Source organism: Pedobacter sp. MC2016-14 (assembly GCF_020991475.1).
Classification (GTDB): domain Bacteria; phylum Bacteroidota; class Bacteroidia; order Sphingobacteriales; family Sphingobacteriaceae; genus Pedobacter.
Genome location: NZ_JAJMPA010000002.1, coordinates 1 through 14,423 on the forward strand (window position 1 = coordinate 1; position 14,423 = coordinate 14,423).

Here is a 14,423-nt window from a genome sequence, read left to right on the forward strand (position 1 = left end):
TGGTTATATTTGAAGCCAAACTAAAAATACACAAAGAATGAGTTTTTTCGCAGAAAAGAGAAGGGAAGTGATGCTGCATATTGAGGGTTACATGCTGGAAATGATGCATACTTACCTGAAACCAATTGATACCAATTGGCAGCCATCTGATTTCTTACCTGACTCTACCAGTGAAACTTTTTATCAGGATATTAAATTATTGCGTGAAAAGGCATCTGACTTGTCTTACGACCTGGTAGCTGTGCTGATTGGTGATACCATTACCGAGGAGGCTTTGCCTACTTATGAATCCTGGTTGAGCATGGTTGACGGGGTTAGCCGTAGTGAAGATGGGGGTTGGATGCGCTGGAACCGCCACTGGACTGCTGAGGAAAACAGGCACGGTGATTTATTGAATAAATACCTTTATTTGTCTGGTCGTGTTGATATGCGCCAGATGGAAATTTCTACACAATATTTAATTGCTGATGGTTTTGACATTGGCACTGGTCATGATCCTTACAGAAACTTTATCTATACCAGTTTCCAGGAGCTGGCTACAAACATTTCGCATAGGCGGGTAGCTTCTTTGGCTAAAAGGGATGGCGATAATTTATTGTCTAAAATGTGTGGTGTGATTGCTTCTGATGAAGCCCGTCATGCTAAGGCATATAAAGACTTTATGTCTAAGATTTTCGAAGTGGACCCTAGTGAGGCGATGATTGCTTTTGAGGATATGATGCGTAAGAAGATTGTGATGCCTGCACATTTTTTACGGGAAATGGGCTTAAAGATTGGGCAGACTTTTGGACATTTTACTGATGCAGCACAGCGTTTAGGGGTGTATACCGCTGTAGATTATGTGGAGATTATGCAGCAATTGATTGATGAGTGGAAGCTTGAAAGTATGAAAGATTTGAATGAAGCAGGTGAGAAAGCCCGTGACTATATTATGGCTTTGCCTAACCGATTGTTAAGGGTGGCAGACCGTATGAAGGAGCCGGGGATTGATTATAAGTTCTCCTGGATACATGCCTAACAATTTTTAAATGTGATAAAAGAAAAAAAGCCTGATTAGGCTTTTTTTCTTTTATGGCTATTTCCGTTATTGATGTTAGCGGCAAATTAATGCGTGATTTCTGTGATGGGCTCACCAACGCAGCCACTCGGCATTTGTATGTGTAGCATAGCAGCAAGTGTGGCCGCAATATCTGTCATATAATGCGTTTGATTGCTTTTTCCTGGCTTTACGTGCCAACCCATGAATACGAGTGGAATATGGGCATCGTATGGATAAATGGCGCCGTGTGTGGTGCCCGTGGAACCACCATCAAACCAGTTTGGCTGAAGAATGAAGTAGACATCACCGCTAAGTTTTGCATTGTATCCGTTAGTGATCCTTTTCTTAAACTCATCTGTTAGGGTAGTTTTGGACAGGTTAGTTAAATCTACTGCGTTTGCAATGCCTTCTTGCTTTTTAAGATAGTCTATGCTTAGCTTTTTAACTTTCTCAAAGTCGGTTTTACCGTCATCCAGCAATGGACGATTATAGATCACCTGGTTGTTCATTACGGCAACTACCAACTCTTTTTTGTTGAATTCTTTTTCCAGCAAAGAATTTAGTGCTTTTGATAAAGCTGTATTGCTGATTAGACCACCTGGTAGCTTTTTTTCTTTTAGGTAAGCCGGCACATGAGCAGCAGCATGATCTGCGGTTAGAAAAAGCAGATAGTTTCCTGTACCTATGGTTTTATCCAGGTAACTGAAAAAATCTGCCATATCTCTGTCTAATCTTAAATAGGTATCTTCTATTTCTACAGAATTTGGACCAAACATATGGCCAATGTAATCTGTAGATGAGCAGCTAACGGCAAGGAAGTCTGTAACTGAACCCTGACCAAGTTTTTCTGCTGCTATGGCCGTTTTAGCCAGGTCTAACGTAAGCGTATTGCCGTATGGCGTAGTTCGGATGAGGTCAAAGTTTTTATCGACCGCGTTTTTTAAACTGTGTGGAAAGGCGGTATTGCCTGCGCCATTCAGTTTTCCCTCCCAGGTAACATCATCTGCCGAACTTTGGGTATAGGTACTAATGGGATAAAGTGTGTTCCAGTCTTGTGCGTAGTACTTGTTAGGGAGCTTTAGTTTGTTGTAATCTGCCAGCCAGACTGGTAATTCTTTCATGTACCAGCTGCTGCTGATCCAATTGCCGATTTTACCATCGTACCAATAGGCAGCATTTGCAGCATGTCCGGCTGGTAAAATGGAACCACGATCTTTAAGAGAGATACCAATTACTTTACTTTTGAAGTTTGTAGCAAGTCTTAGTTCATCCGTAATGGTGGTTACTTTAAGGTTCTTAGGGGACATTTGACCTGCATTGGTGGAGCTGCCTACACTGGTGGCAGTGCTGTCATCTGTGCAGTACATATCGCTTTCTGTGTTGTAATCGTACCAGCTGTTTCCGATAATGCCGTTGATGGCCGGGATAGAACCTGTATATACGGAAGCATGACCACAGGCGGTATAAGTAGGTACGTAGGGAATGAAAGTATTTTCGGCAGAGAATCCTTCATTGATTAATCTTTTAAAGCCTCCGGCACTATACCTGTCATAAAAGCGGTACAGGTAATCCCAGCGCATTTGATCTACTACTAGACCAATGACTAATTTTGGACGGCTAATGGAGGCCGGGGCTGATGTGCCGGGCATTTTCTTTGCCTGGGCCGTTGCAAGGGTGTGGAATGCTATTGCCGCAGTAAATACTAGAAGTAATTTCTTCATTTTTTTTTATTGAAATTTGATTGAAGAGCAAGCCAAATATAGCAACATCTTTAAAATTGAAGATTACCCGGATGTAAAGAGTTTATAACACTTCGGCTACAACAAAGGTACTTCCGCCTACAAAGATTAAATCACCTTCTGCTGCGTTCTTTTTAGCTGCATTCAGGGCATCTATTACGGTGTTAAATATAGATCCGTTGAGGTTGAATGCCTTGGCTTGATTTGCAAGTTCTGTAGCTGGTAGTGCACGTGGAATATTGGCCTGGGTAAAGTAGTAGCTTGCATTTTTTGGTAGGATAGCTAATACACTAGTAATATCTTTATCATTGACCATACCGAATACCATGTGTAATTGTTTGTGTGGGGTATTTTCGATGTTGTAAACTACTTCTGTGATGCCAGCAATGTTATGACCTGTATCGCAGATGATCAATGGATTTTTGTCCAGGGTTTCCCATCTTCCCTGAAGGCCAGTGATTGTCTTTACCGATTTTAAGCCTCTATAAATGGCTTCTCTTGGGATAGTGTAACCTATTTTCCTTAGCTCCAAAACGGATTGTATAACGGTAACCAGGTTTTTGGTTTGGTAGGAGCCTTGAAGATCCAGGTTGATACCGCTATATACCAGTTTATTTTCTTTGTCGGTGACTGAGGTGAACAGGAAATTTGTCTTCTTAAAGGTATCTTTTGTTCCCAGTTCCTGGTCTGCAAAGGTAAGTGGGCTTTTACTTTGGCGTGCTTTGTCTTTAAATACCTGGAAACTTTCCGGATGTTTCTCTCCTATGACAACAGGTATACCTGGTTTTATGATACCGGCTTTTTCTGCTGCTATTTCTGCTAAGGTATCGCCTAATATTTTAGTATGATCAAGACTGATATTGGTGATAACGGAGAGTTGTGGGGTAATGATATTGGTTGAATCCAGCCTTCCACCTAAACCGGTTTCTATGATGGCTACATCCACTTCTACATCTTCAAAATAACTGATGGCCATGGCTACGGTAACTTCAAAGAAGGAGGGCTGAAGGTGGTCTATGAATTTATGGTTTCTGTTTACAAAGTGCTGAACATAGGCTTTGGGAACCATTTTGCCATCTACTTTTATACGTTCTCTGAAATCTTTTAGATGGGGAGAGGTATAAAGACCTGTTTTATAGCCTGCCTTTTGCAAAATAGCAGCAAGCATATGTGAGGTTGAACCTTTGCCATTTGTGCCGGCTATGTGGATGGTTTTAATATAATTTTGCGGATTGCTAAGTTGCCTTAAAATCGCAGTAATGTTAGTGAGGTCTTTCTTGATTGCCGCATCTCCGATTTTAGAGAACATTGGCAATTTTTCGTAGAGATAATCAAGGCTTTGGCTATAGCTTAACACTTATTTTACTTTAAAATTAAAGACTACAACGCCGACCTGAACATCTGGTGCGGAGTCTGACTGATTTAATTGTGCACCCATTACGGCAGCTTTACATTTTTGCCATAAATCTTTGTCACTTAATGTTGTACCCTTAACACCTGGGACAGCATTGATGACGATGCCTTGTTTATTGATGGAAATGCGGACCGCAATTTTTCCTGTCTTTTGTCCATCGTCATTTGGTGTAACGAGGTTTGTAAACCTTCTTAAGGCAATTTGCGTTTCACCAAAACCTGAACCGCCTTCACCATATTGGTTGCTAAGCGGATCTCCGTTTACACTGCCCTGATTACCGGGAGTAGTACCTGTACCATCGCCTCCGCCAGTGCCTTTATTGGCTTTACCTTTGTATAAGGCATTTTGATTAATGACAGGTTTAGCTGGTTTTGTTTCGGTACTTGCCGAAGGTGTGGCTGTACTGTTGGGTGTTTTTTTGGTGTTGATGTTTACTGCATCTTCTGTATTTTGAGTGGCAATATCTTTATCACTAACCTCAGAAACGGATTGTTCTACCGTTTGCTCTTCTGGTACTACCTTATCTGGTTGTTTGCTATTCGCATTTGGGTCTGATGAGGGTTCTTCGATGCTGGTATAATCGGTACCCATGCCGGTAACAGATGTACCGTAGTTGACTACAATTCCCCCCATACCAAGCTCTTCTGCCGGTTCAAAGCTGCTTATCGCGATAAAGTAGCTTAAGGCGATAAAAAACACCATGATGGCCGTAGAAATAGCCAGTGCCTTTGGGTAATTATTTTCTTCCTTTGGGTACGTCATTATTTTTTAGGTTCTACGGCGAGTACTACCTTCAATTTAAGTTGATTGGCTACATCAAACACAAGCATGGTATTTTCTATAGAAACGCCACGGGCCACATAGAGTACCAATGTTAAATCTGGTGATGACTGCTGATATTTCTCTACTTCGGTTTTAAGCTGTTCTAATGTTACCGGTTGTTTTTCTACAAAATACTTTAAATTCTCATCTATAGATACTGTAACGGTTTTTTGTGCATTAGATTGCTGTCCGGATTCAGACCGTGGTAATAATAGCTTAACTACTTGTGGATTGACTACAGCTGAAGCAAGCAGGAAGAACAGCATCAGGAAAAACATGATGTCATTCAGTGCGGAGGTATGTACCTCTACTGTGGCCTTATTTCTTTTTCGCAGATTCATTATTTACCTGGTTCTTCTAATAGATCAATAAATTCTAAAGCATCTGTTTCCATTTTAAGGATGATGCGTTCTACCATCATGTTTAGGATATGGTACAATACATAGGCCATGATACCAATAATTAGTCCTGTAGCTGAGGTAATCATTTTAGTGTACAGACCGCCAGAGATGGTTCCGATTTCGATTGCGCCTTTAATGGATACATCGTGAAAGATGGTAATTACCCCGATGATGGTTCCAACGAAACCTAACATGGGCGCAATTCCGGCAACGATACCCAGGATGCTGATGTTTTTTTCCAGCTTGGACACTTCCAGCTTACCTATATTTTCTATAGCAGCTTCGATATCTTTGATGGGACGGCCTATTCTCCTCAATCCTTTTTCCAGCATTCTACCAAGTGGAGAATTTGAGTTGCGACACAAAGCAATAGCACTTTCCAATCGCCCGTCTTGTATGTTTTGTCTGATCTGCAGCATCAGACTATTTTCTGTTTTGGATGCTTTGCGGATGGTTAGGTACCTTTCAACAAAAATAATGAGGGCCAGAAATGCAAGGAGTGCAAGGGGTATCATTACCCAGCCGCCTTTGAAAAGGAGATCTATAAAATGTAGTTCTTCTTGTGCCGCGGTTACAGCTGGTTTTACAAGGTTTGCAGTATCGGTAAGAAGGCTCCCGGTATCAGTAGGAACTTGTAGTAATGTGATCATATTTTTATAATGGTTTGTGTGTGTTTGTAAAGGTATACATGCCGCTAATGCCCAGCTTTTTTTCTAACGGGATGATCTGTGCATCGGCTTCTTTTTTAGTAGGGAAGGTGGCGATGCTGATTTTCATCTTTCTGCCTTTTTCGCGACTTACTATTTTAGCCCTGATGCCATATTTGGCTTTCATATCTGCTATGAAGGCTGAAGCTTCTGTGCTGCGTATGACTGATGAACCTATAACTTCGTAAGTTGTTGGTAATACAGTTGCCACAGGGATTGGTTCAGCCTTTTTTATGGTATCTGGCTTTATGCTGTCTTGTTTAAGACTTTGTGCTTTAATACTATCTTGTTTTGCCAGTGTATCTATGGAATGTTTTGCAATTACTACTGGTTTTTTTTGTATGGTATCTATTGGGGCAGTGTTTGGGATGCCTACAAGCTTTTCTATGAAACTAGGGAAAAGCAGCGAAAGTGTAAATAGGATAATCAGAAATAGCATCAAGCCCAGCACCGCTTTTAGGTAAAATGGGGTAGGTTTTTCTTCGTTCTGTTCTGCCGAGGACTTGTAGAAGTTTTTTGGCTCTTTTGCTGGTGGTGTTTCATTGATGATGAAAACGGAATCCATAATGCCTCCCGGGTTCGCTTCTTCAATTCTGTTTTCTGTGGTTACTGTTTCCAGTTCTTCTTCAGTTTCAGTTGTACATTCTTCTTCAGCACTTTCTACTTCTACATCTTCTACAGTTTCGATGATTGGTGGGTTTGATACCTCATCATTTTCTTCAAGAGCAGGATCTTTAATTTCTTCTTCCGCCGTAGCTTCTTCTTCCTCTAGATCTTCTACGGTTTCGATGATTGGAGGATTTGATACCTCATTATTTTCTTCAAGAGTAGACTCTTCAACAACAATTTCTTCTTCTGTCAGTTCTTCTATTGCAGGTTCTTCTTCGGCTTCAGTTTTATTTTCTTCTTCAAAAGCAGGCTCTTCAATTTCTTCTTCTGCAGCTTCTTCTTCCTCTAAATCTTCTACAGTTTCGATGACTGGAGGATTTGATATCTCATCGTTTTCTTCAGGAGCAGGCTCTTCAACAATTTCTTCTTCTATCTTCGCTTCTTCGGACTCTAAATCTAAGTCTTGTTCTGTTTCCAGTTCTTCTACTGTTTCAGTTGCGCCTTCTTCTTCAGGAGCAGGCTCTTCAACAATTTCTTCTTCTATCTCAGCTTCTTCGGACTCTAAATTTAAGTCTTGTTCTGTTTCCAGTTCTTCTACTGTTTCAGTTGCGCTTTCTTCTTCAGCACTTTCTTCTTCTGAATCTTCTACGGTTTCAATAGTAGGCAGTTCCTGAGCAGTTTCTGTATCTTCTTCTTTCAGATCAGTAATTTCAGAAAAATCTGGGGCTTCCTGAACTGCTAGTTCTGGTTGCTCTCCTGCAGGTATATCATTAGCGGATTCTGTTGCAGGTAGTTCTAAATTTTCATTTGCTGTTTTCGGAATTGTTACGGCAGCAAGCGAAGGTAATCCATAATAATCAGCAGAATCTGATTCAGTACCCGGCTCATAAACAATGCCTTCATCGGTTGAGACTAGTTTACCCAAGACGCCAAGTGCTGCTTGTTTATTTTCCTGAAGTTGCTGATGCAATTCATCTGCAAATTTGCCGATGAAATAGTTTGCAGAATCAATGGAAATTTTCTTTTCCTGATGGATGTACTCAGCCAATGCATTTTCTTCTGAGATATCAGTCTTGAAATGCAAAGTAAAAGAAGGTGGAATGAACGTATGTGATGATACATCATACCTTCCGGGAGATTTTTTCTTATAAAAAGTCCCTAATCCAATAACCCCAACCTCTTTACGGCTTTGAGCAAGTTTTGCCAGGTAAAGTAATATATCCATTCAGGTAAAAATAAATTTTAATTCTGTATCAAACAATTATTAATTTTAAACCTGTTAAAAAGAGTAGCTTAAACCTCCGAATAGATTGATGCCTACAGCCTGATAATATAGATATTTGCTGTACTTGGTATTGAGCAAGTTGTTTGCTTTTGCAAAAACAGAGAACTGCTGGTTAATCTTATAGCCAGCGCCAATGCCAAGGTCTACAAAGCCTTTTACACTTCTATACACTTCTATATTCTGGTCTGGAATAGTATAAGGCGATGCTGGTGCTGCAGTGTAAGTTTTAGCTTTGCTATCTCCCTGAATAGCAACAGCAGCGTTAAAGTTAAGTTTATCATTATACGTATAAGATAAATTAGAACTAGCCCTAAGCTGTGGTTTAAACCAACTTTCCAGTTCAGAAGCTGGCTTATAATCTTCTATGTTTACTTTACCGGTCCATTTAAGCGCATCACTTACCTGTACAGAAATTTCACCTTCTAAGCCCATCAATTTCATGGTGCCAAAATCATAGATGACATCAAACTTATTAAAGGCATTGAAATTATTGACAAATAAAGGCATTTGCTCTATTTCTTTGTGGTAGAACCTGGCTTTGTAACCAAAACCCGGACCTCCTGTTCCTTTAATACCTCCGCTGATGCTTAATTTTTCAACGCTATTTTGTATTTCGATGTTGCTATTCAGATAAGGGTTTTCATCAGTAAACTGCTTCAACGAATTACGGTTTACATCACCTTTAACTTCTCCAAACAATTGAAGGTAGTCTGGAATGAGAGTAAAATCTGCCGTTACCGCAGGGAAAATGCGACTGCTTGAAAAAGCGCCAAACTCTTGTACAAAGTTTATCCCCGCTGCTATTTTTACACCACTTGCCTGCAGGCGGATATAGGGGTTAATTTTTAAAAGATTATTGCTGATGCTTACTGTTGCGTCTTTGGTGTTCCCGAATTCTGCCGATGCAGCCAAACCTAAATTAAAACTGTTGATGCGTTTGTTTAAGTACCCGTTTAATGCAATGGAACTTTCTTTGGCACTAAACTTATCGCTCCACAAATAACCGTTTGCTTTAGCTGCGTAACTTAAAGCGTCTTCATCTTCTGTGTACTTATTAACTACCTCTCCCTCGGCTTCAATAAAGCTGAAGGCCTGTTTTTGAGGATCAAGGTTAGCTAAAGGATTAGCTTCATCATATCCAAAGAAAGCCAGTCCGTTTCTCTGGTAGTTAAGGCGACCGCTTAGGGTGGCCTGATCTCCAATGCTGCGTCCAAATATGCTTAATTCTTGCTGATTGGCAAGTTGGCCGGGCAGTTCGCCTTTTTGACCAAAGTGTTTAAAATAAGCACCGGCTTGTAAGGCTTCATCACGGCCTATATTCACATAGGCTTCCAATAATGACGTGCTGGCAGAACCTATGGCACCTTTAACGTAATTGTTAACCAAATCAACTGGTTTTTGAGCTGCCAGTTGCTGGGCCTGTAATTTGTTAATGTCTGAATTTAGCTCCAGTTTTCTATCCGTGATACTGTAATTAAATTTAGCTTTATAAGTTGCGATGTTACTTAAGTCAGGACTGCGTCTCAGTTTTACAGCTTCTGCAAGGATGGGTTTGTAAGGACGTACCACCTCAATTTCTTCAGCGATCTTTTTATCGTCTGTTTTTTTATCAGTGGTTTTTGGATCCTGTGCCTTTACGCTAAAAACAAATGCAGTAAGTGCCAGGGTAGTATATATAAATTTGCTCAATCTCATGTTGCTTCGTCTTATTTAATTTTCTCCAGTTTCTGTTTTGCTGTTGCTACAATTTCATCTTTACCATCATAATTGTCTATGATGCTAAGAAGTGTACTTTTAGCCTGCAAATTGTCTTTCAATGCTACGTAGTTATCTGCCAGCAAAATAAATGATTTTGCTACCCAATAATCGTAAGAAGGCATATTATTAATTAAGTCAAAACATGTTTTGGTAGATGTTTTATAATCGCGTTTTGCATATTGCACGGCTGCAAGGTTATATTTAGCTTCTGCGGCAGCCAGCGTTTTTGTTTTAGCGGTTACGCTGTTTAATGCTTTTATAGCCTGTACGGTATCTGTTTTTAATAAGTAAGCTTTTCCGGCATAAAGATCTGAGCTATTTTTTTCTTCTTCAGATGCCTTATCTGACTCTTTTACTAGCTGCACATATTTTAACATATCATCTGGCATGTTTAACGCGTCGTAAGCTTTAAGCAGGTTGTTCAATGCAAAAGAATAGTGTACTTTATAGTCTGCCGTGGTTTCTAAGCGCTTTAAATAAACTATGGCCTCATTGTACTTCTTCTGATCTAAAAACAGCTGAGAGATACTTACCAATGAACGTTCTGTATAATCACTCGTCCAATCGTTTAAAATATATTCGTAATCTGGTATGGCTTCTAGCGGGCGGTTGATTTTTACCAGTGATTCTGCCCGTATAAATTTAGCTTGTTTATCGTGGATTGCTTTTGGAAACTTATCAAAGTAAGCATTAATGGATTCAAATGCACCCTGGAAGTCGCCCTTCATGTACCTGTTGCTGGCCGACTGAAATACAATATTATCTTGTTCTGCTACAGAGTAATTTCCGATAGGAGTAGTATTGGCATAGTTAATAAAACCATTGGCATCGCCTCTGTCTACATAGATGTTTTTTATAGACTCTAAAGCTTGTTTTGCTTCTTCTGTGCTGCCATATTCTGCAATTACTTTTTTAAAGGTTTCTGTTGCCGCCGCGTCCTGGTCCTGGTTATACTGCACCAAACCAATGGTTACCAGGGCTCTTGGGACATAACTACTGCGCGGATATTTACTAATTAAGCCGGTAAGATCGTTTTTAGCCTTGTCCAGATCTCCTTTGTTAAAATACGTATAGGCCATTTCAAAGCCCGCATCATCTGCGTAGTTAGAGGTTGGAAACTGTGCAAGCAAACTTTGCATGGTTCCAATTTTGGCATCGTCCTGACCTTGCAGTCCCTGGATCATCCCTCTTTGAAATAACGCATAATCTTCGCCGGCAAACTTATTGCTGATGATCTTATTGTAATTGTTTAAGGCACTAGGGTAGCTTTTGCTTACAAAATAAGCATCGGCCAATCTGATTGTAGCATCGTTAACTGTTTTTACATCTTTATCATTGCCACTTAAAAAGCGCTCAAAGTAAGTGGCCGCCTTTGCATATTTCTCATCTTCAAAAGCGGCATAAGCAAGGGCGTAGTTGGCAAAGTTATATACAGGTGTTTTCTCAGCTCCCGGCATATCTAAAAACTTCTCAAAGTTACCTACGGCCTCGCCGTACTTACGCAATTCATACGCTGCTTCGGCCATCCAATAAATGGTTAGTGCATGAATTTCCTTGTCTTCAGGGAAGTTTTTAGCCCTTAAAAACATAGATAAAGCATTAGGAAATGCCCTTTCGTTGTAAAACTCTAATCCTCTAAAGTAAGTTACTTTTTGATAAGCTTCTTTAGCTTCTGGAGTTTTGTTAGGAATAGGTTCGAGAATATCAATTGCTGCCTGATAGTTTTTACTGGTCAATAATATCTCTCCTAACAGGGTTTTGGCATCATTTAACTTTTTTGAGGCAGGGAAGGTTTTTAAAAAGTTTTGAGTGGCTTCTAGGGCTTGCTGGTTAAATTCCAGTTCATAACTTAACCTGGCATAATTAAGCCATGCTTCTTCCTGAACATTTTTGTCAAAATCTAACCTTGATGCCCTGAAGAATGCACTTCTTGCCTTGTCTTTATTGTTTAATTTTAACAATGACCTGCCCAGGGTAAACATTCCGTTTTGCAGGTAAACATCATCTGTATTTAACTTTTCAAGAACAGGTACTGATGCAGAAAATTTGCTGAGTTGAAACAAGGTATAACCGTACTGATAAATAAACAGGTTATTTTTAATACCTGATTTGTCTTTTTCGTAATACGCTTTAAAATATTGCTCTGCATTTTTATAATCTGCATTTGCAAAATATGAAGCTGCAATTAAGCTCAACATCTCCGCTTCGTATTGCTGTTTGGAGGTTTTGAGTACTGGTATAGCATAGCTGATTACATCATCGTACCTTTCATCAAGATAATACATTGAGGTAATGTAATAAGGGTAGCTGGCTTCGTAAGTAGGTGAACCTTTCAGTTTTTCGAAATTACTTAATGCTGTTTTATATTCTTTATTAAGGTAATTGATGTAGGCAAAATAATAGGTGGCACTTTCTTTATAAGGACCTTCTACTTTTTTTACAGCCTCAAACAAAGGCTCTGCTTTTTCTATGTCTTTTAACTCAAAGTAAGCATAACCTTGTTTAAACTGATATTCTGTGCGTTGTTTTTGCGATAGGGTAGAGGGATCTGCTTTCTCAAACCACTCCAGTGCCTTTTGATAGTTCTTTTGGGCAAAATACGCTTTACCTACATGAAAGAAAGCCAGTTTTGTATTGGGGTTTAAGGGATAATCTTTAATGAAACTTTGAAATAAACTTTCTGCATCATTGTTTCCAAGTTCAAGCGCACATACAGCAGCATAAAACTTTGCATTTTCTTTTAATAGCGAAAGTTCTGCATTGCTTTCTTGTTGTGTACCGGGTTTTTGCCTGATTTGCTCTACTAACCTAAATTGCTGTGCAGCGGCAACGTATTTCTCGTTGTCCATTAACTCCAATCCGGTCTGATAATTTTTATTGAGGTTTACTAAGGTGCTTAATTGCGCATAACTGGCGGTGAAATTTCCGGCCAGTAGAAGCGGAATAAATAGGTACTTTTTCTGCATCTGTTTCAAATATGATTGGCTAATATAAATATTGTATTCTGTCTTATTCACATAAGAAGTTAACAATTGTTAACAACAAGGCTTTAACGAATTGTTTTAAGCCTTGGTATAAAAAAAGAAAACTAAGCGCGTTGGGAAGCCAAAAGATAAAGCACTGCCATCCTTACTGCCACACCATTTTCTACCTGTTCCAGTATAATAGATTGCTTGCTGTCTGCAACATCACTGGTTATTTCTACGCCCCTGTTTATCGGGCCCGGGTGCATCACAATGATTTCTTTGTTCAGGTTATCCAGAATGTCTTTATTTAAGCCATACATCATTGCGTACTCTCTTTGGGAAGGGAAATATTTGATGTCTTGTCTTTCTAGCTGTATCCTTAGCATATTGGCTACATCGCACCAGTTTAGCGCTTTTACCAGGTTATGCTCTAACTTAACACCCAAACTTTCAATATGCTTAGGGATGAGTGTTGTGGGGCCGCAAACCATTACTTCGGCACCTAGCTTTTGAAGACAAAGGATATTGGATATGGCTACACGGGAATGCAAAATATCACCAACGATAACTACCTTCTTGCCTTCAACCCCACCTAACTTTTGGCGGATTGAAAAAGCATCCAGTAAGGCCTGGGTGGGATGTTCATGTGCGCCATCTCCGGCATTTACAATTTGTGCCTTAATGTGCCTGCTTAAAAACTGTCCGGCACCGGCGTAAGGGTGTCGCATGACTACCATGTCCACCTTCATGGCCAGGATGTTGTTTACGGTATCTATCAACGTCTCTCCCTTGCTTACAGAAGAAGAGGAAGCTGCAAAGTTTACCACATCAGCAGAAAGTCTTTTTTCTGCCAGTTCAAAGGATAGCTTTGTACGGGTAGAGTTTTCAAAAAAGATGTTGGCAATGGTAATGTCTCTGAGCGAAGGAACACGTTTAATTGGCCTGTTGATGACGTCTTTAAAATTGTCCGCAGTTTCAAGAATCAATTCAATATCATTCCGGTTTATATCTTTAATGCCTAAAAGATGTCGGGTTGATAGTTTTTCTGCTGCCATTTTTTACTTATTTCTTTCTGATAATAAAATAACTTTGTCTTCTCCTTCAGTTTCTTTCCAGCTTACGCGAACGAGCTGGGAATCTAAACTATCTACCTGCTGACCGATATAATCGGCCTCTATGGGTACATGCCTTGAAAACCTGCGGTCTATCAAAACCATAAGTTCCACCTTTGCAGGTCTGCCGTAAGCCTGTAATGCATCGAGTGCAGAACGTATGGTACGTCCGGTCCACAAAACATCATCTATAAGGATTACGTTGCGGCCCTCAATAATGAAATCAATGGTATTGGTATTGGCAGGAGCCAGTACATCTTTCCTTCTAAAGTCATCCCTGAAAAAGGTAATGTCTAAATTGCCCTTCTGGATGGAGGAGGTTTTAAGGATATCGGATAGTTCTTGTTGTACGCGGTCGGCAAAGTAACTGCCTCTTGGCTGTATACCAATTAAAACAGAATTTGAAAAATCGGAGTGGTTCTCAATAAGCTGGTGACAAAGTCGCTTAATTGTGATCTGGAATTTTTGACCGTCTAGCAGAGTTCTTTTTTGCATTGACTAAATGATTAAGCAAATATAGAAAAACGAACGGACATGGCAAAAAAAAAGCATCCCGGTTAAGGGATGCTTT

The 14,423-nt window shown here is 39.9% G+C and carries 11 protein-coding genes; 1 reads left to right on the forward strand and 10 read right to left on the reverse strand.

Annotated elements, in window-relative coordinates; translation table 11 throughout:
• Positions 1 to 37: 37 nt before the first annotated feature.
• Positions 38 to 1,018, forward strand: coding sequence for an acyl-ACP desaturase (locus LPB86_RS12465; protein ID WP_230644340.1), 981 nt, complete (start codon positions 38 to 40; stop codon positions 1,016 to 1,018).
• A gap of 86 nt (positions 1,019 to 1,104) precedes the next feature.
• On the opposite strand, the gene pafA is transcribed toward LPB86_RS12465, so the two are convergent.
• The 10 genes from pafA to pyrR all read right to left on the reverse strand — a co-directional run bounded on the left by pafA (position 1,105) and on the right by pyrR (position 14,347).
• Positions 1,105 to 2,760 (reverse strand): alkaline phosphatase PafA, encoded by a 1,656-nt coding sequence (pafA, locus tag LPB86_RS12470; RefSeq protein WP_230644343.1) that lies wholly within the window; start codon positions 2,758 to 2,760, stop codon positions 1,105 to 1,107.
• 82 nt (positions 2,761 to 2,842) lie between these two features.
• Entirely contained in the window at positions 2,843 to 4,087 is a 1,245-nt protein-coding gene (locus LPB86_RS12475) for a folylpolyglutamate synthase/dihydrofolate synthase family protein (RefSeq protein ID WP_230644346.1), read from the reverse strand.
• Positions 4,088 to 4,135: 48 nt separating this feature from the next.
• Positions 4,136 to 4,954: an energy transducer TonB gene (locus LPB86_RS12480; protein WP_230644350.1), complete on the reverse strand. Its 819-nt coding sequence runs from the start codon at positions 4,952 to 4,954 to the stop codon at positions 4,136 to 4,138.
• Positions 4,954 to 5,355: a biopolymer transporter ExbD gene (locus tag LPB86_RS12485; protein WP_230644352.1), complete on the reverse strand. Its 402-nt coding sequence runs from the start codon at positions 5,353 to 5,355 to the stop codon at positions 4,954 to 4,956. The genes LPB86_RS12480 and LPB86_RS12485 overlap by 1 nt, the downstream gene beginning before the upstream one ends.
• Positions 5,355 to 6,065 (reverse strand): MotA/TolQ/ExbB proton channel family protein, encoded by a 711-nt coding sequence (locus LPB86_RS12490; protein WP_230644355.1) that lies wholly within the window; start codon positions 6,063 to 6,065, stop codon positions 5,355 to 5,357. Before LPB86_RS12490 ends, LPB86_RS12485 begins: the two co-directional genes overlap by 1 nt.
• 4 nt (positions 6,066 to 6,069) lie before the next feature.
• On the reverse strand, positions 6,070 to 7,956 hold the full coding sequence (locus LPB86_RS12495; protein WP_230644358.1) for a hypothetical protein: 1,887 nt from the start codon (positions 7,954 to 7,956) through the stop codon (positions 6,070 to 6,072).
• Between the two features lie 54 nt (positions 7,957 to 8,010).
• The gene (locus LPB86_RS12500; protein ID WP_230644360.1) at positions 8,011 to 9,711 is read right to left on the reverse strand and encodes a TonB-dependent receptor; all 1,701 of its coding nucleotides are present in this window, start codon (positions 9,709 to 9,711) and stop codon (positions 8,011 to 8,013) included.
• A gap of 11 nt (positions 9,712 to 9,722) precedes the next feature.
• On the reverse strand, positions 9,723 to 12,740 hold the full coding sequence (locus LPB86_RS12505; protein WP_230644362.1) for a tetratricopeptide repeat protein: 3,018 nt from the start codon (positions 12,738 to 12,740) through the stop codon (positions 9,723 to 9,725).
• 122 nt (positions 12,741 to 12,862) lie between these two features.
• Positions 12,863 to 13,795 carry an aspartate carbamoyltransferase catalytic subunit gene (locus LPB86_RS12510; RefSeq protein ID WP_230644365.1) on the reverse strand — a complete coding sequence of 311 codons (933 nt, stop codon included), beginning with the start codon at positions 13,793 to 13,795 and terminating at the stop codon, positions 12,863 to 12,865.
• Positions 13,796 to 13,798: 3 nt separating this feature from the next.
• Positions 13,799 to 14,347, reverse strand: a complete 549-nt coding sequence (gene pyrR, locus LPB86_RS12515; RefSeq protein WP_230644368.1) for a bifunctional pyr operon transcriptional regulator/uracil phosphoribosyltransferase PyrR — start codon at positions 14,345 to 14,347, stop codon at positions 13,799 to 13,801.
• Between the last annotated feature and the right edge of the window lie 76 nt (positions 14,348 to 14,423).